The 22,441-nt window shown below is 52.6% G+C and carries 18 protein-coding genes and 1 pseudogene; 17 read left to right on the top strand and 2 right to left on the bottom strand.

Annotation, left to right across the window (positions count from 1 at the left end; genetic code table 11):
* Positions 1–134: 134 nt before the first annotated feature.
* The 14 genes from LK436_RS17370 to LK436_RS17305 all read left to right on the top strand — a co-directional run bounded on the left by LK436_RS17370 (position 135) and on the right by LK436_RS17305 (position 15,522).
* Positions 135–1,124, top strand: a complete 990-nt coding sequence (locus tag LK436_RS17370) for an extracellular solute-binding protein (RefSeq protein WP_008399260.1) — start codon at positions 135–137, stop codon at positions 1,122–1,124.
* A gap of 451 nt (positions 1,125–1,575) precedes the next feature.
* Positions 1,576–3,243: a 2-isopropylmalate synthase gene (gene leuA, locus LK436_RS17365; protein WP_044931816.1), complete on the top strand. Its 1,668-nt coding sequence runs from the start codon at positions 1,576–1,578 to the stop codon at positions 3,241–3,243.
* A gap of 281 nt (positions 3,244–3,524) precedes the next feature.
* Complete coding sequence (gene glf / locus LK436_RS17360) at positions 3,525–4,634, top strand: UDP-galactopyranose mutase (protein WP_044931818.1); 1,110 nt, start codon at positions 3,525–3,527, stop codon at positions 4,632–4,634.
* 33 nt (positions 4,635–4,667) lie between these two features.
* Positions 4,668–5,561 (top strand): LicD family protein, encoded by an 894-nt coding sequence (locus LK436_RS17355; RefSeq protein WP_008399270.1) that lies wholly within the window; start codon positions 4,668–4,670, stop codon positions 5,559–5,561.
* Positions 5,558–6,856, top strand: a complete 1,299-nt coding sequence (locus LK436_RS17350; protein ID WP_008399271.1) for a lipopolysaccharide biosynthesis protein — start codon at positions 5,558–5,560, stop codon at positions 6,854–6,856. The genes LK436_RS17355 and LK436_RS17350 overlap by 4 nt, the downstream gene beginning before the upstream one ends.
* Positions 6,849–7,940: a pyridoxal-phosphate-dependent aminotransferase family protein gene (locus tag LK436_RS17345; RefSeq protein WP_008399272.1), complete on the top strand. Its 1,092-nt coding sequence runs from the start codon at positions 6,849–6,851 to the stop codon at positions 7,938–7,940. The genes LK436_RS17350 and LK436_RS17345 overlap by 8 nt, the downstream gene beginning before the upstream one ends.
* Complete coding sequence (locus tag LK436_RS17340) at positions 7,937–8,692, top strand: NTP transferase domain-containing protein (protein ID WP_008399274.1); 756 nt, start codon at positions 7,937–7,939, stop codon at positions 8,690–8,692. Before LK436_RS17345 ends, LK436_RS17340 begins: the two co-directional genes overlap by 4 nt.
* A complete protein-coding gene (locus tag LK436_RS17335; RefSeq protein WP_227910110.1) occupies positions 8,668–10,845 on the top strand; it encodes a DUF2142 domain-containing protein in 2,178 nt (725 codons plus the stop codon). The genes LK436_RS17340 and LK436_RS17335 overlap by 25 nt, the downstream gene beginning before the upstream one ends.
* A gap of 37 nt (positions 10,846–10,882) precedes the next feature.
* Positions 10,883–11,722, top strand: coding sequence for a glycosyltransferase family A protein (locus LK436_RS17330; RefSeq protein ID WP_008399277.1), 840 nt, complete (start codon positions 10,883–10,885; stop codon positions 11,720–11,722).
* A gap of 9 nt (positions 11,723–11,731) precedes the next feature.
* Entirely contained in the window at positions 11,732–12,742 is a 1,011-nt protein-coding gene (locus LK436_RS17325; protein ID WP_008399279.1) for a glycosyltransferase family 2 protein, read from the top strand.
* Positions 12,743–12,820: 78 nt separating this feature from the next.
* A complete protein-coding gene (locus LK436_RS17320) occupies positions 12,821–13,540 on the top strand; it encodes a glycosyltransferase family 2 protein (RefSeq protein ID WP_008399281.1) in 720 nt (239 codons plus the stop codon).
* Positions 13,537–13,962 carry a DUF2304 domain-containing protein gene (locus LK436_RS17315; RefSeq protein ID WP_008399282.1) on the top strand — a complete coding sequence of 142 codons (426 nt, stop codon included), beginning with the start codon at positions 13,537–13,539 and terminating at the stop codon, positions 13,960–13,962. Before LK436_RS17320 ends, LK436_RS17315 begins: the two co-directional genes overlap by 4 nt.
* 137 nt (positions 13,963–14,099) lie before the next feature.
* Complete coding sequence (gene rfbC, locus LK436_RS17310) at positions 14,100–14,654, top strand: dTDP-4-dehydrorhamnose 3,5-epimerase (RefSeq protein ID WP_008399284.1); 555 nt, start codon at positions 14,100–14,102, stop codon at positions 14,652–14,654.
* Positions 14,655–14,706: 52 nt separating this feature from the next.
* Positions 14,707–15,522, top strand: a complete 816-nt coding sequence (locus LK436_RS17305; RefSeq protein ID WP_008399286.1) for an ABC transporter permease — start codon at positions 14,707–14,709, stop codon at positions 15,520–15,522.
* A 156-nt stretch (positions 15,523–15,678) separates the two neighbouring features.
* Here the strand turns inward: LK436_RS17305 and LK436_RS17300 are convergent, their stop codons facing one another.
* The gene (locus LK436_RS17300; protein WP_021965555.1) at positions 15,679–16,893 is read right to left on the bottom strand and encodes a sodium/glutamate symporter; all 1,215 of its coding nucleotides are present in this window, start codon (positions 16,891–16,893) and stop codon (positions 15,679–15,681) included.
* A 240-nt stretch (positions 16,894–17,133) separates the two neighbouring features.
* Positions 17,134–17,703 carry a GNAT family N-acetyltransferase gene (locus LK436_RS17295; RefSeq protein WP_008399289.1) on the bottom strand — a complete coding sequence of 190 codons (570 nt, stop codon included), beginning with the start codon at positions 17,701–17,703 and terminating at the stop codon, positions 17,134–17,136.
* A gap of 835 nt (positions 17,704–18,538) precedes the next feature.
* Here LK436_RS17295 and LK436_RS17290 point away from each other — a divergent pair.
* The 3 genes and pseudogenes from LK436_RS17290 to LK436_RS17280 all read left to right on the top strand — a co-directional run bounded on the left by LK436_RS17290 (position 18,539) and on the right by LK436_RS17280 (position 22,353).
* Complete coding sequence (locus LK436_RS17290; RefSeq protein ID WP_008398943.1) at positions 18,539–20,155, top strand: ABC transporter substrate-binding protein; 1,617 nt, start codon at positions 18,539–18,541, stop codon at positions 20,153–20,155.
* A gap of 53 nt (positions 20,156–20,208) precedes the next feature.
* A pseudogene (locus LK436_RS17285) lies at positions 20,209–21,168 on the top strand (ABC transporter permease); the annotation flags it as partial.
* A gap of 393 nt (positions 21,169–21,561) precedes the next feature.
* Entirely contained in the window at positions 21,562–22,353 is a 792-nt protein-coding gene (locus tag LK436_RS17280) for an ABC transporter permease (RefSeq protein WP_416207822.1), read from the top strand.
* Positions 22,354–22,441 lie beyond the last annotated feature (88 nt).

The raw sequence follows: 22,441 nt of genomic DNA, 5'->3' as shown, positions 1-22,441 counted from the left end.
AACAAGAAAAAAGGGAATAATGAAAAATAACGAAACTATTATAATAACTTAAATAATTTTTAATTTAAAAATTTATAAATCAACAGCTCGATTGAAAGACAATCGAAATTTAATAACAAGAGGAGAAACGAAGCATGAAAAAGAAAACACTCGCACTGATGTTTGCAGCAGCAGCCCTCGCCTGTACAGCTCTTACAGGCTGTTCCGGTTCCGGCAAGGAAGAGGAGGTTGTCATCTACTCCAACGCTGACGATGAGGCCGTGGAGGCCATGAAAAAGACGCTGGACGCCAATGGATATGAGGGAAAATATCTGTTCCAGACCTTCGGAACCTCCGAGCTTGGCGGCAAGGTTATGGCAGAGGGGACAGATATTGAAGCGGATCTGCTCACACTCAGCACCTTCTATCTTGACAGCGCTCAGGAGCAGCAGAATATGTTCCAGAAGCTGAACTTTGACTATGAGCTGTTAAATGCAGATGAGAAGAGAGATTACTGTGCTCCGATCACCTCTCAGGAGGGAACGATTATTGTAAATACAGAGCTGATGGCAGAAAAGAATCTGGATATGCCGGAGAGCCTGAAGGATCTGACAAAGCCGGAGTACAAGGATCTGATTTCTGTGACAGACATCAAGAGCTCCTCCACTGCCTGGCTGCTGATCCAGGGTCTGGTGGATGCTTATGGCGAGGATGGCGCTAAGGAGGTTCTCACAGGAATTTACGAGAATGCAGGCCCGCACATCGAGACTTCCGGCTCTGCTCCCCTTAAAAAGGTCAGGGCAGGAGAGGTGGCAGTCGGCTTTGGGCTTCGCCAGCAGGCTGTGGCAGATAAGGCAGAAGGCCTTCCCATCGACTATGTGGATCCCACAGAGGGCAATTTCTCCCTGACAGAGTCAGTGGCTGTGGTGGACAAGGGAGAGGGGACAAATCCCTTAGCCCAGGAGATGGCAGAGTGCATTATCACAAAGGGACGCTCAGAGCTTCAGAAATACTATCCGAACGCCGTCTATGAAGGAGAGACAACCAGCTCTGAGAACAGCTCCAAATATCCAAAGACTTTCCCGGAGCCTCTGACGATCGAGCTTCTCGAGAAGCACCAGGAGCTTTCTGAGAGCTGCAAGTAGGGAAAACGGGTGAGCAATATCCGGACATGGACCAGGCAAAAAAATGAAGCACAAATGAAGCATTTAAGAGAGGAGAAGCCGCAGGGGCCTGTGAACCTGCGGCTTCTCTGCAGTTAAAACACCCACAGGCATACTTTCTGGGGTTTTCATAACTTCAGATTATGAAAGCTATGTGAAATTGGTATTCCAAAGATAGGTCTTAAGCCTTGCAGCCCGGTGGAGAAGCATGATATAATCTATACTTAACTGAACGAAAAATGAGATGTGTGCTTCGGCGCACACCGCGCCGCCAAAAGAGGCCGGACAGTGAAAGGAAATGATGTATATGGGGTTAGACCTGAGAGAGTAACGATTTTCATAGTCAAGAAATACGGCGTGATTTACCGACTCCAGGGCTTGAGTTAGGCAGAGGGACCGTCAGAAAAAAGCTTGAGAATTGGAGGAAAAGAAGATGCTGAACTATAAAAAATATAAGAGAGTTCCTGTTGTTGATTACCCGGAGCGCCAGTGGCCGAATAAGGAGATTGAGAAAGCGCCTGTCTGGTGCAGCGTGGATCTGAGGGACGGAAACCAGGCGCTGGTGGAGCCCATGGTGGTGGAGGAGAAGATAGAGATGTTTAACCTCCTCCTTCGTCTCGGATTTAAGGAGATTGAGATCGGCTTCCCGGCCGCATCCCAGATTGAGTATGACTTTTTAAGGCAGCTTGTGGAGAGAAAGCTGATCCCGGACGATGTGACCATTCAGGTGCTTACTCAGTGCAGAGAGCATCTGATCCGGAGAACCTTTGAGTCCATCCGTGGCGTAAAGAAGGCCATTGTCCACATTTATAATTCTACCTCCACTCTTCAGAGAGAGGTGGTATTCCACAAGGACAGGGAGGAGATCAAGGAGATCGCCGTCGAGGGGACAAAGCTGGTAAAGAAGTATATGGCTGATCACGACGGGGAGGTTATCCTGGAGTACTCGCCGGAGAGCTTTACGGGAACGGAGCTTGATTTTGCCCTGGACATCTGCACAGCTGTCCAGGAGGAGTGGAAGCCCACACCGGAGCACAAGATGATTATTAATCTCCCGGCTACTGTGGAGATGACCACACCGAACGTGTATGCGGATCAGATCGAGTGGATGAACAGGCATTTCAAGAACCGCGACACCATTATCCTGAGCGTTCACCCACACAACGACAGGGGAACGGGAATTGCAGCCACGGAGCTTGCACTGCTTGCCGGCGCCGAGCGGGTGGAGGGAACCCTTCTCGGAAACGGCGAGCGCACCGGAAATGTGGATATTTTAAATATCGCCTACAATATGTTCTCCCAGGGAATTAATCCCGAACTGGAGATTGAGAATATCAAGGAGATCGTGGAAGTCTGCGAGCACTGCACGAAGATGCCCGTGGATCCACGCCATCCATACGCGGGAAAGCTGGTATTTACAGCATTTTCCGGCTCTCACCAGGATGCGATCAGCAAGGGAATGCAGGCGCTCTCCAAACGGACGGACGGTATCTGGGAGGTTCCCTACCTTCCCATCGATCCCAGCGACATCGGCCGCGAGTACGAGCCGGTTGTCCGCATCAACAGTCAGTCCGGCAAGGGCGGCGTAGCCTTCGTGATGGATACCTTCTATGGCTTCAAGCTGCCTAAGGGAATGCACAAGGAGTTCGCGGACATTATCCAGGAGATTGCGGAGAGGCAGGGAGAGGTCGCCCCGGAGCAGATCTTCGACGAGTTCAAGAAAAACTATATAGACCGCAAGGAGCCGATCCATTTCAGAAGATGCCAGATCACAGACAGGGAGCTGGACGAGGGCGAGTTTGCTACAGTGGCAAATGTGATCTATACCGATCACGGCCAGGAGAAGCAGTTTGAGGGAGTCGGAAACGGTCCTATCGACGCGATCCAGAGAGGACTGGAGGACGCGCTGGGCATCGAGATCCGCGTTCTCGACTACTCGGAGCACGCACTGCGCTCCGGTTCCGGCGCACAGGCAGCTTCCTACATCCACCTGCTGAATGTAAAGACAGGGGAGACCACCTACGGCGTCGGCATCAGCTCCAACATTACACGATCCTCCATCCGCGGCATTTTCAGCGCGGTGAACAGGCTGTTCTATTGATGAACAGGACTGCTTATAAAGATGATAGATGTTTAACAGGCAGAAAAAGACCAGGCCGCCCTTTTTGGGGCGGCCTGGTCTTTTTCTGCCTGGAACCTGTATTTTTGGAGATGAGAAACCAAAAGGCCGTGAAACAGGAATCACTGCCGCCTTTACTTTCCCCCTCAACTATAGTAAAATAAAGAAATCGTGTAATAGAATGGATGTTGGCTGGCCCTGCCAAAGCCCCGGAGGATGGGGGCAAAAGATACGGGCAGAACTGAGAAAAGGAGTCACAGACAATGACAGGGAAGAAATACGATTATCTGCTGGTAGGAAGCGGACTTTTCAGCGCAGTGTTCGCCTGTATGGCAAGACGGCACAACAAGAGCTGCCTGGTGCTTGAAAAGAGGAATCATATCGGCGGAAATATTTACTGTGAAGAGATGGAGGGAATCCGGGTTCACAAATACGGCGCCCATATTTTCCACACCTCAGACCGGGAGGTATGGGAGTTTGTCAACCAGTTTACAGAATTCAACCGCTATACCAACAGCCCGGTGGCAAACTACAAGGGTGAGATGTACAACATGCCTTTTAATATGAACACCTTCAGCAAAATGTGGAATATCTCCACTCCGGCCCAGGCCAGGGCAATCATAGAGAAACAGAGGGCTGTGATCGCGGGAGAGCCGAAAAATCTGGAGGAGCAGGCCATCAGCCTGGTGGGAACGGATATTTATGAAAAGCTGGTTAAGGGCTATACGGAAAAACAGTGGGGCCGGGACTGCAGAGAGCTTCCGGGCTTTATCATCCGCCGCCTGCCGGTGCGCTATACCTACGACAACAATTATTTCAACGATACCTTCCAGGGGATCCCGGTGGAGGGCTACAATGCCCTGATTGAAAAGCTGTTTGAGGGCTGCGAGATCCGCACAGGGGTGGACTACCTGCAGTGCAGAGACGAGTACAGGGGTGCGGCAGAACGTGTGGTATACACGGGGACCATTGACGGCTATTTCGGCTTCCGGTACGGAAACCTGGAATACAGAAGCCTGAAATTTGAGACAGAGACACTGGACACAGACAATTTTCAGGGCGTGGCGGTGGTGAACTACACAGATCGGGAAACTCCGTTTACCAGGATCATTGAACATAAGCACTTTGAATTCGGGACACAGGAAAAGACAGTGATTACCAGGGAATATCCGGCAGACTGGAAACCGGGAATGGAACCCTACTATCCGGTCAACGATGAGAAAAACCAGGCCCTCTATGAAAGGTACAGAACGCTTGCCGAAAAGGAGGAGAACGTGATCTTCGGCGGCCGTCTGGCAGAGTACAAATATTACGACATGGACAAGGTGATCCGCTCTGCCCTTGACCGGGCGAAGGAAGAATTCGGGGAATAGAAGAGAAAAGCGCCGCAGAAAGCGGCCGCCTGAATGACAGGAACAAAAAATCAGGAGGAATACGAAATGGGACACCCGGAATTTTACGAGCCGGAAACCTTAAAGCGGCTTCAGGGGGAGATTCTCTCCATCCTGGACGATTTTACGGCAATCTGCGACAGATACCACCTGGAATATTTCGGCATTGCCGGCACAGGGATCGGCGCCATCCGCCACAGGGGCTTCATTCCCTGGGACGATGACATTGACATTGCCATGCCGAGGAAGGATTTTGAGCGGCTGATAAAAATTGTGGAGAGGACCATGGGGGACAAGTACCTGGTTTTAAACGGGAAAAAATACCCAAACTATCCTCTCATGACAACCCGCCTGGTAAAGAGGGGGACAGTCTTTGTGGAAAAGGTGATGAAGGATGTGGACTGCCCCTTCGGGATCTTTCTGGATCTCTATGTGCTTGACAATGTGTCGGACAATCCTCTCCTCTACCAGATTCAGTCCTGGGAGGCCTGGTTTTACAGCAAGCTCCTGATCCTGAGAAGCATTCCACGGCCGACCCTCGCCCAGAAGGGCGTGAAGGCGGAGCTTATCTGGGCTGTGTGCAGGCTGGCGTACCAGGGGATGAAGCTCCTTCGGATCTCGCCGGACGGCATCCGCTGGCGCTGTGAGAAGGCCTGCCGCCGCTACAGGAAGCAGGATACCAGAAGGATGGCCTTTCTGCCGGATACCAGTCCCTACTGGAATGTGGTGGACAGAACGAAGTGCTACCCTTTAAAGAAGCTGGAATTTGAGGGCAGGATGTTAAACTTCCCCGCCAATATCGACGAGATGCTCTGGAACATGTACGGGGATTATATGGAGCTTCCGCCGGTGGAAAAGAGAAAGACCCATTACCCCTACCGGCTGGAATTTTCTGAGGAGAACAGATGAAACTGCTGAGAACCCTTCTCATCGGCTCTGATGAGAATATCGAACAGAGAAATATGATCTGGAACATGCTGGGGAGCTTCCTGTACGCCTTTGCGTCCATGGTGCTCACTATCGCGGTTATTCAGGTGGTGGGGGAGGATCAGGGGGGCGATTTCACCTTTGCCTTTACCACCTTCGGACAGCATATGTTCATGGTGGCCTATTTTGGAATCCGGCCGTTCCATATCACTGATACGAGACAGAAGTATACCTTCGGAGAATATCTGCGCCTTCGCTTCATTACCTGCGGCGCTGCGCTGCTCTTCGGGCTTCTCTATGTGGCCGCCCACGGAGGAACTTATACCCGTGAGAAGGCGATGACTGTATTTCTGATGGTCTGCTACAAGGTGATCGACGGATTTGCAGACGCCTACGAGGCAGAGTTTCAGAGGGACGGACGGCTGTACCTGACAGGAAAATCAAATACCTTCCGCACCCTTCTCTCTGTTTTCTGCTTCATGGGAAGCCTGGTGACGACAAGGGATCTGGTATTCTCCTGCGTCGTGGCGGTGGCCGCCCAGGCGGCCGGCGTGCTGCTGTTTGACTTTTCGGTCATCGGCCATATTTCCGGCGTGGACTGGAAGGTGAGAAAACATAAGACCTGGTGGCTTTTCAGGGACAATATCCTTCTGTTTTTGTCGGTTATCATCGATTTCTATGTATTTTCCGCCTCCAAGTACGCAGTGGACGCCAATATGGCCAGCCGTGACATGTCTGTGTTCGGAGCGATTTTCATGCCCACCAGCTTTATCAATCTGGTGGCAGGCTTTGTCATCAGGCCCTATCTGACAAAGCTCTCCTGTTCCTGGGAGGGGCGGGATTTCAGGAGCTTTATGGGAGTGATCAGGCAGCTTGCGGCTATTATCGCGGGACTTACAGTGTTTGCCATCGGCTGTGCATGGTTTCTGGGAATCCCTGTACTCAGCATGCTGTACCCGAAAATCAGCTATGCCTTAAAGGACTGCCGCACGGCACTGATCCTGATTATTCTGGGAGGCGCCGGAAATGCTTATGTAAACCTGTTTTATTATTCCCTGATCATCATGCAGAAGCAGCCCTTTATTTTCATCGGCTATGCGGTTGTGGGGGTAATGGCTGTCAGCATTTCCACCCCGTTTGTGCGCGCAGCGGGAATCCTGGGAGGGGCAATGTCCTATCTGATTCTCATGGTGACACTGGCGGGCTGCTTTGCCGTCACCTCGGCAGTATTTTACCTGGGAGAAAAGAAAAAGGAAAGGAGGGGCCAGAATGATTAATTTTGCAGTGGGCCCGGTTCAGATGGAGGAGGACATAAGAGCTCTGGGCGCAGAGGAAATCCCCTATTTCAGGACGCCGGAATTTTCCGGTATTATGAAGGAAAACGAGGCCCTGATGAAAAAGTTTATGAAGGCAGGGGAGGATTCCAGGGCTGTCTTTCTGACAGGCTCCGGAACGGCCGCCATGGAGGCTGCGGTCTTAAATGTGTTTACGGGGGAGGACCGGGTTCTCATCGTAAACGGAGGCAGCTTTGGGGCGAGGTTTGTAAAAATCTGCCAGGTTCTGGGAATCCCTCACGAGGTGATCTGCCTTGAGGCGGGGAAGGCCCTGAAACGTGAGCACCTCCTGCCCTTTGAGGACAGGGGCTTTACCGGTTTTCTGGTCAATGTCCATGAAACCTCCACGGGCGTTCACTATGACATGGAACTGATCGGGGAGTTCTGCAGAAGAAACAGGCTGTTTCTTGTGGTGGATGCCATCAGCTCCTTCCTGGCCGACGACTTTGAGATGGAAAAATGGGGAGTCGATCTGGTTCTCACCGGCTCTCAGAAGGCGCTCGCTCTCCCTCCGGGGCTCTCTGTCCTGGTGCTGAATGGAAAGGCTGCAGAGCGCATCAGAAACAATCAGGTGAAATCCATCTATTTTGACTTAAAAGAGTACCTGAAGGACGGGGAGAGGGGACAGACACCCTACACGCCGGCAGTCAGCATCCTTCTGCAGCTGAACCTGAGGCTTCGAAAGATTGACAGGGCGGGGCTCTCGAAAGAGCAGGAACGGATCCGGGCTCAGGCAGAGGATTTCAGGGAGAAGATAAAAGAGCTGCCCTTTGAGATTGTCTCAGAATCCCTCTCCAGCGGGGAAACGCCTCTGCACCCCACAGGAAGGGCTGCAGACGGAACTGCCGTCTCGGCCCACAGGATATTCGAGATTCTGAAGGATGAGTACGAGATCTTTGTGTGCCCCAACGGCGGTGAGCTGGCTGACCGGATCTTCCGTGTGGGGCATATGGGAAATCTGACCTTTGAGGACAACGACAGACTGATTGCGGCATTGAAAGATATGCAGAACAGGGGGCTTCTGTGAGAGTTCTGATACTTGCGGCAGGGCGGGGGACCAGGATCTCCCGCTACCTGTCAGGAAAACCGAAGTGTACGGTGGACATTGGAAACGGGCTGTGCCTGATACAGTATACGGTAGAGCTTTTAAAAAGCCGCGGCATTGACCGGATCGGCATCGTGCTGGGCTATCAGTCCCAGGTGATACGAGAGGTGCTTGAAGGCAGCGGCGCGGAGTTTTTTGTCAATCCCTTCTACGATGTGACAAACAGCATTGCCTCTGCCTGGTTTGCCAGGGCCTTTCTCGAGGAGGCCGCGTCTGACGGGGAGGATCTGATGATTATGAACGGGGATGTCTATATGGAGGATGGCCTCCTTGACCAGATCCTATCGGAAAAGCTGAGCCCTGTCATGTTTGCGGATGAGAGCCGGAAGGAAACGGCGGACTATAAATTTTACTACGAAAACGGTGTCCTGAAAAAATACGGAAAAGAGCTGACAGGCGGGGACATAACCGGAGAATACATCGGGATCGGCCGCTTCGACAGCCGCTTCATCCCCATTTTCCTTAAGAGGATGGATGAGATGATCGCAGTCCAGGAACACTCGGTCTGGTGGGAAAATGTCCTCTACGGCATGGCAAACGAGCGGGAGATCTATGTAAAGGACATCCAGGGAAAGTTCTGGGCCGAGGTGGACTATATCGAGGACTATGAGAGGATACTGGAACACAGAGGAATTGAGAGGTTAGAGCCATGCAGTTTTGGAGGAAACCGCTAGAGGGGCAGGAGCCGGATAAGCAGGAGCCAGAAAGGTCGAAGCCGGAAGGACAGAAGCCAGATAAGCAGGAGAAAGGAAGCCAGAAGCCAGAAGGGCAAAAGCCGGATAAGCAGCAGCCGGAGAAAAAGCGGCTGGGAAAAAATCAGGCAGAAAAAAAACGGCCGGAAAAAAAGAAAGCCGGGACAGGGAGCTGGAAGGCAGACAGAAGGCTGCTCATAAAGGCGGCTGCCTGTGCGGCTGTCGTGTTTGCTCTCGGCATTCTGTTTGAGCTTTTCTGCAACCTTCCTCTCATTCAGAACAAAGGGGAGGGGAATTTTGAGATTCCCCTCTCGCAGACAGAGTACGAGGGATTTGAGCTGAGAACGGCTGAAAACGGCAGCCAGGCTCTTGTCCTGACTGAAGAAGTCGGGAGGATCCACATACCGGTGGGGGAATTTATCGGAAAGCTGGCCTGCAGCTATGAGTATGAAGGCCTCCTGAATCTGACGGCTGAGGCCCATGTGGAAAATGAGTACGGGGAAGTGAGAGAGAGGGATTCCATTAAAATCCAGGACAGGAACCCGAAGACAAATAAGACCACCTGGCTGAATATCAGGAGGGAGACAGAGTCGGTGGATTTGACCGTGAGCCGGGAGGGGCTCTTCGAGCCGGGACTCTCCTACATCGACTTTTCCTCCATGCCCCTGGCTGTCACAGGATTTTCTGCAGTGACGAAGCCTGCTGTAAATCCCTACAGGCTGTGTTTCTTCTGGGCTGCCTGCGGAACGGCTCTGTTTCTTATCATGGCCAGAAGACAGATTGGGCGCCATATAGAGATGGGCTTTCTTATTGTGGCCCTTGTGGGGGGAACCCTGTTCTCCCTGTCTCTTCCCGCTGACAAGGTGGGGTTCGACGAGGAGATCCACTTTGAGCAGAGCTTCTGGATTGCCAACTACAGGAGTCCGGTCCATCTGTCGCCCACGATTTTCCAGGAATTTTCAGCGGGGATTGACACCTGGCCTCTGAACCAGCCGGGAGGGCTTGAGGAACAGAGGGAGTTAAGCCATTATCTGAATGAAACAGGAGATTACAGAAACGGGAGCATGCTCTGGAGCGCGGATCTGAATAAGACCACCTTCACCGGCTATCTGGGACAGGCGGCTGTCTTAAAGGCCTGCCAGATCCTGAATCTGCCCTTTTCCCTCTTATTTAAGCTGGGGCGCCTGGGCAATCTCTTTGTCTACTGCCTGGTTATGGCCCTGGCCATCCGGAAAACTCCCGTGGGAAAGGGGATTATGGCTTTTATCGGCTTAATGCCGGCGCCGCTTATGCTGGCCGGTGTGTACTCCTACGATCCTGCGGTGACAGCCTTCCTTTATCTCTCCTGCGCCTGCATCCTGAAGGCTGTGCTGGAGCCGGAGGGAAGGCTCTCGGTGAAGGAATACGTGCTCATTCTGGCTGCCTTCTTCTGGGGCTGCAGGATCAAGGCAGTTTACGCGCCGCTGATCCTGACAGGTCTTCTGATCCCGGCGTCCAGATACGGCAGCAGAAAACAGATGCGGTGGATGCGGGCCGGCTTTGTGGCGCTGTTTGTCATCCTGATGGCCTCCTTTGTGCTTCCTGTTTTAATTTCGCCCAGCGAAACCGGCGATCTGAGAGGCGGAGCCACCAGCGAGGCAGGCCAGATGGCCTATGTCCTGGGACAGCCCTTCGCCTACGCAAGGATTCTGTTTGAAAATATTTTCCTGAATTTCCCCTCCTATGTGCTGGGAGAGGGGGCCTTCGGCGTGCTGGGGCATCTGGGGACGATTTCCTTCCCCTGGCTTTTGTATGCGGGGAGTACGGCAGTTATCCTCACGGACACCAGGTCGTCCTGTGGAAAACGTCTGACCGGATGGCAGAGACTGTGGATATTTGTGCTGGCAGGCGCCTGCGCGGTGCTTGTCTGGACTTCCATGTATATTGCGTTTACGCCGCCGGGGAATACCTATATAGAGGGCGTGCAGGGAAGATATTATCTGCCGTTTTTATTCCTGCTGTGGCTGGTGCCAAGCCCGTCCGCCGTGACGGTTCACCTGAAAAATGAGGTGTACTATCCGGCGCTTCTGGGCCTGGCGGGAGTGATTCTGTATGCCGTGTACGCAGCGGATGTTCTGATCCCCCACTGTCTGTAGCATGGGGGAAGAGTGATGGAAGGAGAGGAAGGAAGCCATGGAAGAAAAAAAGGAACAGCTGGGGTTTCATACCTTTGCCATCTGCGCCTATAAGGATTCGCCCTATCTGGAGGAGTGCATGGCCTCAGTAAAACGCCAGAGCTGCAGCTCAGAGGTCATCTGCTGTACATCAACGCCCAGCCCCTATATCAGCCGTCTGGCTGAAAAATACGGCATTCCCCTGTATGTGCGGGAGGGGAAAAGCGGCATTCGGGAGGACTGGCTGTTCGCCTATGAGAAGGCAGGCGGAAAGTTCGTGACAATCGCCCACCAGGACGACAGGTACAGGAAAAATTACACGGAAACCCTTCTGGCTATGTACAGAAAATACCCGGATATGACAGTATTCTGCAGCGACTACGCCGCTGTTATGATGGAGCCTAAGCCGGATGGAAGCCTTCGGGCAAGGCTTCAGACGGTGAATCGGGTGTGGCTGGTGAAAAAGTTTCTCAGGCTCCCTCTGCGCCTGCGTTTCCTGGCAGACAGGACCGGCGTGAAGCGGGCTGCCCTTTTGTTTGGAAATTCCATCTGCTGTCCGTCCTGCGCCTACAATAAGGAGGAGCTTGGAAACCGCCTCTTTGAATCCTCCTTTGAGTTTGCCCTGGACTGGGACAATCTCTATGAGCTGGCGGGGCGAAAAGGCAGGTTTGTCTGCTCAGAACGGCCGCTCATCTACTACAGGGTGCATCCGGGGGCAACCACGAAGCAGTGCATCGAGGACAACCGGAGAAAAGAGGACGAGACGGCCATGTTCAGGAAGATGTGGCCGGAGCCGGCAGTGAGGCTTCTGATGCATTTCTACAGAAAGGCGTATGACGCTTACGGAAAACAGGATTAGAACGAAGATATGGAAAATATTGCCTGGAGGAAAGCAGAGACAGATATGGAACTGAAAAAAGCAGAAGAAAGAGCAGAGGGCCGGAAAAAGTCAGTGGATTTAATCATTCCTGTTTACCGGCCGGGTAAGAGTTTTAAGGAGCTTCTGAAACGGATACGGGAGCAGGATTATCCCATCCGCCGGCTCATCATCATGAATACAGAGGAACAGTTCTGGAAGCCGGAATATGAGGAGATCTTTGAGAAAAAAGGGACTCAGGAAACAGAGATGGAGGTGCATCACCTGTCCAGGGAGGAGTTTGATCACGGCGGGACGAGGGACCGGGGCATCCGCCTGTCTGACGCGGATGTGTGTATTCTGATGACCCACGACGCAGTTCCGGCAGACAGGAAGCTGGTGGGAAATCTCATAAAAGCTCTCGAGAGCGGGCCGGACATTGCGGCAGCCTACGCCAGGCAGCTGCCCTTTGAGGACTGCTCCCTGATGGAAAAATATACGAGAGCCTTCAACTATCCGGCAGAGAGCCGGATCAAGTCGGTAGCGGATCTAAAGGAGCTTGGCATCAAAACCTTCTTCTGCTCCAACGTCTGCGCGGCCTACGATACAGCCATATACAGGAGTCTCGGAGGCTTTATTAAAAAGACGATCTTCAATGAGGACATGATCTATGCGGCAAAGGCTGTCGAAAACGGCTATCGGATTGCCTATGCGGCGGACGCAAGAGTGTTTCACTCTCACAACTACACGGCAGTGGAGCAGCTCCACCGGAATTTCGATCTGGCAGTCTCCCAGGCCGACCATCCGGAGGTCTTTTCCGGGATCCGGTCAGAGGGAGAGGGAATCCGGCTGGTCAGGCGCACCGCGGCCTTTCTCGTCAGACAGGGAAAGTGGATGCTCCTACCGAAGCTGGCTGTTCACAGCGGCTTCAAGTATGCCGGATACCTGCTTGGGAAACAGTATAAAAGGCTGCCCAGAAGCCTGGTGCTCTGGCTGACCATGAATAAAAATTACTGGAACTGAAGACGGTTTAAAATGCCGGAATGAAGAGGACAAGAAAAAGATGCCGCTGCCGGCAGTCAAAATACAGGAAGAGCAGCAATGGAGGACATGATGTCAGATTTACTGATCGTAATACCAGCCTACAATGAAGAAAAAAATATTGAGCGTGTGGTGGACCGCCTGATACGTGATTTTCCCCAGTACGATTACCTTGTAATCAACGACGGCTCCAAAGACAGGACGGGGGAGATATGCAGGGAGCGGGGCTATGAATTTCTGGATCTGCCGGTAAACCTGGGACTTGCCGGGGGATTTCAGGCGGGGCTAAAATATGCGGCGAAAAAGGAGTACCGATACGCGGTGCAGCTGGACGGGGACGGCCAGCACCGGCCGGAATATCTGGAGGCCATGATAGAAAAGATGGAGGAGGGGTATGACATTGTCATCGGCTCCCGGTTTGTGGGAGCCAAAAAGCCTCTGTCCATGCGGATGATAGGAAGCCGCCTGATTGAGTGGGCGATTCGCCTGACCACAGGGGTGACAATCAAGGATCCTACCTCCGGCCTGCGTATGTTCAACCACAGAATGATAAAAGAATTTGCAGGCGGCCTGAATTACGGACCTGAGCCGGATACGGTATCCTATCTGATCAAGGGGGGAGCGAAGGTGGCGGAGATCCCGGTTATCATGGATGAGCGGCTTTCAGGAGTCAGCTATCTGACACCCGTAAAATCCATATTTTATATGGCGAAAATTCTGTCGTCTATTCTGCTGATTCAGAGCTTCAGAAAACGTGAAAGGAAGGGGGAAGAGGTATGACCATGCTTCTTAGGGCCGTTCTCATTGTGGTGTCCATTCTCACAACGGTTCTGATTTTGAGGAAAATACGCCAGTCAAAGCTGCAGATAGAGGATTCCCTCTTCTGGATCGGTTTTTCCTTTATGCTGATCCTGTTCAGCGTATTCCCTGTGGTGCCGACTGTCCTGTCGGAGCTTGCGGGGACGTACTCCACATCGAATTTTATCTTCCTGTTTGTGATCTTTCTTTTGATCGTCAAGCTGTTTCACATGTCCATCAAACAGTCTCAGATGGAGACAAGGCTCAAAGAGCTGGTTCAGAAAATAGCCATCGAGGACAAGGAACAGCGGGACAGACAGGCCGGAAAGGTTGACTGCAGGGAACAGACGGACAGGGAAGGCAGAGACAGCTGTGGGGAAAAAGAGATCGGAAAAAAGGGCTGAGACTTTCCGGTATTCATTTGCCTTGTCAGGTGCCGGTTCTGGTGGTATAGTAGGTAAGTCGGCAGGAGACAGGTCTGCCTGCCGGACGGCATAAAAAGAGTGTTAGAGAGAATTTCAATAGAAAAGGAGTGCAGAAAATGGGAAAAATTAAAGTAACGCCATGTGATATCAAAGGGCTTTACGTGATTGAGCCGACCGTGTTTAAGGATGAGAGAGGATACTTTGTGGAAACCTACAATCAGAACGACTTCAAAGAGGCCGGCCTTGACATGGTATTTGTCCAGGACAATCAGTCCATGTCTGTGAAGGGCGTGCTTCGGGGACTTCACTACCAGAAGCAGTATCCCCAGGGCAAGCTGGTGCGCGCTATCCGCGGAACCGTGTTCGACGTGGCTGTGGATCTGAGGGCAGACTCTGAAACCTATGGAAAATGGTTCGGAGTGGTTCTCTCTGCAGAGAATAAGAAGCAGTTTTACATTCCGGAGGGCTTCGCCCACGGTTTCCTGGTTCTGTCTGACGAGGCAGAGTTCGCCTATAAATGTACGGATTTCTACCACCCCGGAGACGAGGGCGGTCTGGCCTGGAATGACCCTGAAATCGGCGTAGAGTGGCCTATCGAGGAGGGAATGAAGCTGATTATTTCCGAGAAGGATCAGAAGTGGGGCGGCTTTAAGGATACCTTCCGCTTCTAAAGCCGGAACAAAAATCCCATTCCCCACAAAAAGCAAAGACCGGAGGAAATGAATGAATTACTATACTTCCCTGTTTAAAGGGATCATTGAGAAGAGAAAGCTGATCTGGGATCTGGCCAAGGCAGATTTCAAGAAGCGGTTTGTGGGCTCCTATTTTGGAGTTGTCTGGATGTTTGTCCAGCCCCTTGTAACCATTCTGATTTACGCCTTCCTGTTCGGCGAGTACGGCTTTAAGAGCCCGCCTCCTGTGCCTGGGGCTTCCTATGTCATCTGGATGGTTCCGGGAATTGTGCCCTGGTTCTACTTCAGCGAAGCCCTGAATTCCGGCACAAACTGCCTTCAGGAGTACCACTACCTGGTGAAAAAGGTAGTGTTTCAGGTGGAAATGCTTCCGATTATCAAGCTGATTTCCTGCTTTATGGTACACGCCTGCTTTCTGGCAATTATGGTGGGCTTTTACCTGGTGGGAGGCTATTTCCCCATCGCGACCTGGATTCAGGTACTGTACTACTCCTTTGCAGTGTCCATGCTGGCCCTGGCAGTTACCTATATTACGAGCTCTATCCAGGTATTTTTTAAAGATATGGCTCAGATTGTGGGAATCTGCCTGCAGTTTGGCATGTGGCTGACGCCGATTATGTACCATGAATCCATGTTTACCGATGCCCACCCGTGGCTTCTGCCGATTTTTAAGCTGAACCCGTTTTACTATATTTCCACAGGGTTCAGGGACAGTATGCTGCAGGGAAACTGGTTTTTTGAGAGGCCCACGCTTACGCTTTATTTCTGGGCAGTGACGCTTGTGCTGATGTTCCTGGGGCTTCGGATTTTCAGAAAGCTGAGGCCGCATTTCTCTGATGTGATGTAAAGACGGGAAAAGCCGCTGATAAGACGAACGCGAAGATGCAGAGATAAAAAGAAATTATAAAAGAGATGAAATAAAAAAGGGCAAAAAGCAGCCCGCCGCACAGACAATCCTGCAGGAGTCTGTACGGCGGGCTGCTTCTTTACAGCGACGGCTGTTTTATCCGGCAAATCCCATGATTCCAGGTGCGAAGGACATAAACAGAGGGTTGAAAATGTCCACGCAGAGTACGGAGAAGGCCGGGTAGAGAACCCAGGCAATGTGGGAGTAGCCGTACTTTTCCATAACAGCGCGCTCGTTGGCAACTGCGTTGGAGCCGGAGCCCATGCCCATTCCAATCAGACCGGCGCACATGCAGGCTGCATTGTAGTCGCTCTTATACATGCGAAAGCCGATGAAATAGGTAAATAAAAGAGTGGCCACTGTCACGGCAAAGAGTGTGATCAGCATTGGAACAGCGGAGCCGGCAATCTTTGTCAGATCCATGGTCATAATCGTGATAGCCAGGAAAATGTCCAGGGAAATATGCTCGATGGCTTCCACCTCCTGAGGGCGGATTTCCACGTGAATCCCTTCCAGGATATTTCTGGCTATGGCTCCTGCAAACAGACAGCCGATAAAGTATGGCATCTCAATCAGAGGGATCTGGCTCAGAAGGAGATAGATCGGGATGCCGCAGGCTGCGATGATAGTCATCATGCAGACAGAGGACAGAAGATTCTTTGCATCGAGAGGAAGCGTTTTCTCACCGTCGTCCTCAAACTCTGTCTCTGCCGGGTTGGAGGTGAGCTTGTGCTTTTTAATCAGAAGCACAGCCAGAGGTCCTCCGGTGAGGCTTCCGGCGATCATGCCCAGAGTGGCAGCAGACACACCGATCTCGGTTGCGCCGACGGCTCCCATGCTCTCATAGACCGGTCCGAAGGCAGAGGTGGTTCCCACACCGCCTGCCAGAGCCCCTGTTCCGATCTGGATGCCCATCAGCGGGTGCATGCCCAGAGAGGAGGCGACTATGATACCGAGAATACCCTGAAGAAGTACCAGAAGCAGGACAGACAGCGCAATTCCGGCACAGAATTTTTTGCCGCGGTCTAACAGCTTCCGGCTGAAGCCGAAGCCGACACAGGTAAAGAAGATATTCATCAGGTGATTTCCGAGCGTGGAGGTCCACTGCACGGAGAAAATGCCGTTGCTCTTTAAAATGCTGAGGATGACGGCCACAATCAGGCCGCCGATAACCGGAGCCGGAAGGCTCCAGTCCTGGAATACCTTTACACGGCGTACAATGCCCTTACCCAGATAAACCATAACACAGCCAAAACCGGTTGTGGCCAGAAGATCCAGAGTAAGGGTTGAGGTAGCTGGATCAAAATTCATTGTATACATCCTTTCCCTTTCTTTTTTTGGCCTGCTCTTGCTGCACAGATGCCGTTTCGGCATGCTGGTCAGAAAGGACAGGCCATACGTATATACACTATACACGGTCTGCTATGGAAAAGGCAAGAAATGAAGACAAATTTTAACAGAAATGAAACAAAATTTCAAGTTGATAGAAAAAATAAAAAAGTTGCATAAAAAATAAAAAAAACAGATAAATAAAACAAAAATAGGACGGCTTTATTCCGTCTGGAGCGGACGCACGGCCTCCGCCACCGTGCAGGCCTCAAGGTGGCTGCTTCTGCCGTTTGGTTCAAATCCGTTTTTGCGCCAGAAGTGCTCACTTTGCCGGTTTCCCTCCACCCAGGCAAGCTTCATGAAGCGATAGCTCTGACGCTGCAGAATATCTGCTGTATGGCTGATGATCAGGCTGCCGGTACCTTTTCCCTGAAGCTGTCGGTCTACCATAAAAAAACCGATGTAAACAGTTTTTTCATCTGGATAGCCGAAGACCAGATCCATGACAGCGGCTAAAGAGCCATTTTTGCAAAAACCCAGAAAATATTTGTCCTCACAGTTTTTACCCGGAGGAAGGGCGGTGAAATCAGACTGCACCAGGTCTGGCGTGAGGGGGCAGTTCAGGTGCTTATAATACAGCGGATTGCCAAGGCAGAGAGAATACACAGAGGGCAGATCGCTGAGGGTGAGGACAGATACTGTAAACGGAAAGGAAGGGGGAAACGTGAGAGGGTTCTGCCTCACATCACGAAGAATCTTTCTTTTCACTGAACTGAAATGAGTTTCTGACATGAATACCTCCTGTAATTTGGCAGAGCTCTGCCGAAATGACGGATTTTATCCGGAAAATAACATCCCAGACGTCTTTCCGAAGACCAGCCGTCAAAGATGGTCAGGCTGGTCTTATTATATAGCAGGAAAAGAGCGGATGCAAGAGAAGAGGGGATATCTGACCATCCTGCTGTCAGCTGTGCTGTACCGTTTTCTCCAGAAGGCGTTCTCTCAGAAAATACAAATTCATTTGTTGACGAAACGCCGGCTTTCCTATATACTATTTTAGGAAAAAAAGAAATCAACATGGCATCCTGCCAGTCTGGCTCTATCCTGCAATCATTTTCTGCACAAGCAGAAGGACAGCGGACAAACCGCTTAACAGACCGGCAGAACGAAAAATCAGGCCAGCTCAGCTGGATAAATCCCGTATGGGACAACAGATCGCCTTACGGCTGACGGCGGTCATTTCATATCAAAAGGACAAAGCAGTACCAGGAAGGTATTTTTACTCTGAGAATCAGGGAAAATAGCTTCCTGGTTTTTTTATATAGCAGGAAACTTTGTTCCCTGCTATATAAAAACGCTCCGCGGGGATCGCACTGGGTTGGAGAGGAATACGGCTGCTTTTGCAGCCCCGCCGCAGGCGGAGAATCCTGCAAGGCAGGATTCTTTGTTCTATAGCAGGAAACTTTGTTCCCTGCTATATAAAAACGCTCCGCGGGGATCGCACTGGGTTGGAGAGGAATACGGCTGCTTTTGCAGCCCCGCCGCAGGCGGAGAATCCTGCGAGGCAGGTTTCTTTGTTCTTTTATTTACAGAATACAGGCAGCATAAAAGGAGGCAGCAAAAGCCTATGGAACACAGGAAAACAAAGATTGCAGCAGCTATAGGAGCATTATCGCTGGCGGCAGCACTGTCCGGATGCGGACAGCAGGCAGAGAACCAAGCTTCTGAAACCGATGAGAAGGATTCCGTCGTGGTTGTTATGACAGCGGAGTCGGAGCCGGAAGAAGGCTTTGATCCGGCTTACGGCTGGGGAGCCGGAGAGCACGTTCACGAGCCTCTGATTCAGAGCACTCTCACTGTAACGAACCCGGATCTGACCATCGGGTATGATCTGGCCACCGGCATGGAGGCTTCCGAGGACGGGCTTACCTGGACGGTTGATATAAGAAGTGATGCGTTTTTTACAGACGGAGAGCCATTGACAGCAGAGGATGTGGCCTTTACCTACAATACCTTAAAGAACACCAGCTCTGTCAATGACTTTACCATGCTGGAGCGGGCTGAGGCCCAGGATGAGGACACAGTTGTCTTTCACATGAGCCGCCCGTATTCTATCTGGCCCTACACAATGGCCGTGACGGGAATTGTGCCGGAGCACGCATACGGGCCGGACTACGGAGTGAATCCCATTGGCTCCGGGCGGTATATTATGAAGCAGTGGGACAGGGGGCAGCAGGTGATTTTCGAGGCAAATCCCGATTATTACGGGGAGGAGCCCAGGATGAAAAAGGTCACAGTCCTCTTCATGGAGGAGGATGCCGCCTTTGCGGCCGCTCTGGCAGGTCAGGCAGATGTAGTCTACACAGCTGCATCCTACACGGATCAGGAGGTGACCGGCTACCATCTGCTGGCCTGCGAGAGTGTGGACAACAGAGGCTTTAATCTTCCGGCGGTTCCCCGTTACACAGACGAGAATGGTATCGAGAGGGGCAATGATTTCACAGCCGACGTGAGAGTCCGCCGGGCCATCAGCATGGGGCTTGACAGGCAGGCGATGATCGATCACGTTCTGAACGGCTATGGAAGTCCTGCCTACAGCGTCTGCGACAAGCTCCCCTGGTATAACGAAGAGGCAGAGACGGCATACGATCCCGAGCAGGCAAAGGCGCTGCTGGACGAGGCAGGATGGACCCCGGGGGCGGACGGCATCCGCACCAGGGACGGGGTCCGCGCAGAGCTGGAATTTATCTATCCGGCCGACGATTCTGTGAGACAGGCTCTCGCCGCAGACACGGCAAACCAGCTGAAGGCCCTGGGGATCGACGCCTCTGCCAGAGGGGTAGGCTGGGATACTGCATACACAGAGGCCTATTCACAGCCCCTGCTCTGGGGATGGGGAGCGCATACGCCTATGGAGCTCTACAATATTTACCACACAAGCCCGGATACAGGCACTGCCCAGTATTCCCCGTATTCCAATGAAACCGTTGACCGGTATATGGACGAGGCCCTGGCATGTTCTGATCTGGAGGAGTCCTATGAGCTCTGGAAAAAGGCTCAGTGGGATGGACAGACAGGAGTGACAGAGCAGGGCGATGTCCCGTGGGTGTGGCTGGTGAACGTAGATCATCTGTACTGGGTGCGGGACGGACTGACAGTAGCCGAGCAGAAGATTCATCCCCACGGCCATGGCTGGTCAATTGTCAACAATGTGGACCAGTGGAGCTTTGAGGGACAGCAGTGAGAAACAGGAAGAATTTTTAAACGAAATCAGATGCAGGAAAGGAGACAGAAACCATGGGCAGACTGGCAGGATGGGCAGGAAAAAATCTGATAAGGGCAGCCGTGCTTTTGGCTCTGGTCAGCGCAGCTTCCTTTTTCCTGCTGTCCCTGTCCCCCATCGACCCGCTTCAGAGCAATGTGGGGCAGGCGGCTCTCGGCTCCATGAGCCCGGAGCAGGTAGAGGAGCTCAGAGAATACTGGGGGGTGGGAGTGCCGATGACAAAGCGCTTTGCCTCCTGGTTTTCAGGACTTCTGAAAGGGGATATGGGAATCTCCCTTCTGTACCGCCGCCCTGTGATTGAGATTGTGGGAGAGCGGTTTCTCAGCTCTCTCTGGCTGATGGCGTCCGCCTGGGTATTTGCAGGTGTACTTGGCCTTCTTCTCGGCATCCTGGCGGGAACCTTCCGCGGGAGATGGCCGGACCGCCTGATCACAGGCTACTGTATGCTGACGGCCAGCACGCCTGCCTTCTGGATCGGGCTTTTGCTTCTGCTGGTGTTTGCCGTCCAGCTTCGGATTTTTCCCATCGGCCTGGGAGTCCCTATCGGAATGGAGTCCGCACAGGTGACATTTGCCGACCGGCTCTCCCATGCTTTTCTGCCTGCCCTGACTCTGGGGCTTACGGGAATTTCATCCATCGCTCTTCACACGAAGGCGAAGATGGAGGAGGTTATGGACAGTCCGTATGTGCTCTATGCCAAGGCCAGGGGAGAGAGCCTGTTTCATATCGTAAGGTGCCATGGGCTTCGCAATATCCTTCTGCCTGCTGTCACCCTTCAGTTCGCATCAATCAGTGAAATTTTCGGAGGCTCTGTCCTGGTGGAGCAGGTATTTTCCTACCCGGGACTGGGGCAGGCAGCCATCGCTGCCGGGCTGGGCAGTGATGTCCCCCTTCTTCTGGGAATTACCCTTATAAGCTCCCTGCTTGTCTTTGGAGGCAATCTGGCTGCCGATCTTCTGTACCATGTGGTAGATCCCAGGATGAGGGGAGAGGCACGGCAGAGAAAGAGGGAGAGAAGGAGAGCAAAGAAAAAAGCGGAAGAGGGTATGGCAAAGGCGGCGTTATCTGTCGGCTCAGAGGAGGCAGGCACCCCTGGGAGAGGGGACGGCGGGCGGGAAATAAGCTCTGGGCAGGAGACGCGGGCTCTGCAGATGAGACATAACCACAGGCAGGATGAGAGCATGTTCTGCAGGGCTGAGGCAGGTTCTGCTGAGGGCCGTCCCTCAGGAGCGCAGACTGCTGTGGAGGGAGGAAAAGACAGCCAGGGACAGACGTTCCTGCCGTCACAGAAAAACACCCATGGACAGGCTCTCCCATGGCCGGAGCGCAAAAAATGCCGTTTTTTAGCAGACAGAAGGGCCCTTACCATAGCTCTTCTTATCTGCTCGGCAGTTCTTCTGGCGGGGATAGCCGCGGCAGGGCTTCTGTGCTCCGAAGGGGCGTCAGTGTCGGACTTTTCCAGAAAAAATCTGGCTCCAAATGCAGAATATCTGTTTGGGACAGACTGGCTGGGAAGAGATATGTTCCTGCGCACGCTGGCCGGACTCTCCATGAGCATACGGCTGGGGCTCTTAACTGCCACAGTCAGTGCAGGGATCGCCCTGGCACTGGGACTTTTGGCTGCCATGGGAAGGACAGCAGATCTGGTGGTGTCGGGACTCATCGATCTGGTGATGGGGATTCCTCATATGCTGCTTTTAATTCTCATATCCTGCGCCTGCCAGAAAGGGTTTGCGGGAGTGGCAGTGGGTATCTCCCTCACTCACTGGCCCTCCCTTGCCAGGCTGATCCGCGGGGAGGTACTTCAGCTGAAGGAGAGCCAGTATGTAAAAATCTCCTCAAAGCTGGGAATGAGCCGGTTCAAAATCGCCTGCACCCACATGCTGCCCCACCTGCTCCCGCAGTTTCTGACGGGCCTGATTCTCATGTTTCCCCACGCCATTCTTCACGAGGCCAGCATCACCTTTCTGGGGTTCGGCCTTCCGCCGGAGGAGCCGGCAGTGGGAATCATTCTCTCGGAAAGCATGAAATACCTGATAACGGGAAAGTGGTGGCTGGCGGTATTTCCCGGCCTGCTTCTGACGGCGACGGTGCTGCTCTTTGAGGCTCTCGGCCACTCAGTCAGCCGCCTGCTCTCGCCGGGAGGGGCCCATGAGTAGAGAAAAGGCACAGGCAAAGTCCCAGGCCTCCTTTTTAGGAGAGGAAGCTAAAAACACGGCTGTGAAAGGCTTATACAGGAAAGGAAAG

This window comes from Clostridium sp. M62/1, from assembly GCF_020736365.1.
Classification (GTDB): Bacteria; Bacillota; Clostridia; order Lachnospirales; family Lachnospiraceae; genus Otoolea; species Otoolea saccharolyticum_A.
The sequence above is the reverse complement of the archived record's forward strand: the minus strand, read 5'-3'. Positions and strand labels throughout refer to the sequence as shown.

Coding starts and splice junctions, on each gene's coding strand:
- leuA (WP_044931816.1), top strand. CDS start 1,576: ATGCTGAACTATAAAAAATATAAGAGAGTTCCTGTTGTTGATTACCCG.
- LK436_RS17300 (WP_021965555.1), bottom strand. CDS start 16,893: ATGAATTTTGATCCAGCTACCTCAACCCTTACTCTGGATCTTCTGGCC.
- LK436_RS17345 (WP_008399272.1), top strand. CDS start 6,849: ATGATTAATTTTGCAGTGGGCCCGGTTCAGATGGAGGAGGACATAAGA.
- LK436_RS17330 (WP_008399277.1), top strand. CDS start 10,883: ATGGAAGAAAAAAAGGAACAGCTGGGGTTTCATACCTTTGCCATCTGC.
- LK436_RS17370 (WP_008399260.1), top strand. CDS start 135: ATGAAAAAGAAAACACTCGCACTGATGTTTGCAGCAGCAGCCCTCGCC.
- LK436_RS17350 (WP_008399271.1), top strand. CDS start 5,558: ATGAAACTGCTGAGAACCCTTCTCATCGGCTCTGATGAGAATATCGAA.
- LK436_RS17305 (WP_008399286.1), top strand. CDS start 14,707: ATGAATTACTATACTTCCCTGTTTAAAGGGATCATTGAGAAGAGAAAG.
- LK436_RS17320 (WP_008399281.1), top strand. CDS start 12,821: ATGGAGGACATGATGTCAGATTTACTGATCGTAATACCAGCCTACAAT.
- LK436_RS17355 (WP_008399270.1), top strand. CDS start 4,668: ATGACAGGAACAAAAAATCAGGAGGAATACGAAATGGGACACCCGGAA.
- glf (WP_044931818.1), top strand. CDS start 3,525: ATGACAGGGAAGAAATACGATTATCTGCTGGTAGGAAGCGGACTTTTC.
- LK436_RS17295 (WP_008399289.1), bottom strand. CDS start 17,703: ATGTCAGAAACTCATTTCAGTTCAGTGAAAAGAAAGATTCTTCGTGAT.
- LK436_RS17325 (WP_008399279.1), top strand. CDS start 11,732: ATGGAAAATATTGCCTGGAGGAAAGCAGAGACAGATATGGAACTGAAA.
- rfbC (WP_008399284.1), top strand. CDS start 14,100: ATGGGAAAAATTAAAGTAACGCCATGTGATATCAAAGGGCTTTACGTG.
- LK436_RS17290 (WP_008398943.1), top strand. CDS start 18,539: ATGGAACACAGGAAAACAAAGATTGCAGCAGCTATAGGAGCATTATCG.
- LK436_RS17315 (WP_008399282.1), top strand. CDS start 13,537: ATGACCATGCTTCTTAGGGCCGTTCTCATTGTGGTGTCCATTCTCACA.
- LK436_RS17335 (WP_227910110.1), top strand. CDS start 8,668: ATGCAGTTTTGGAGGAAACCGCTAGAGGGGCAGGAGCCGGATAAGCAG.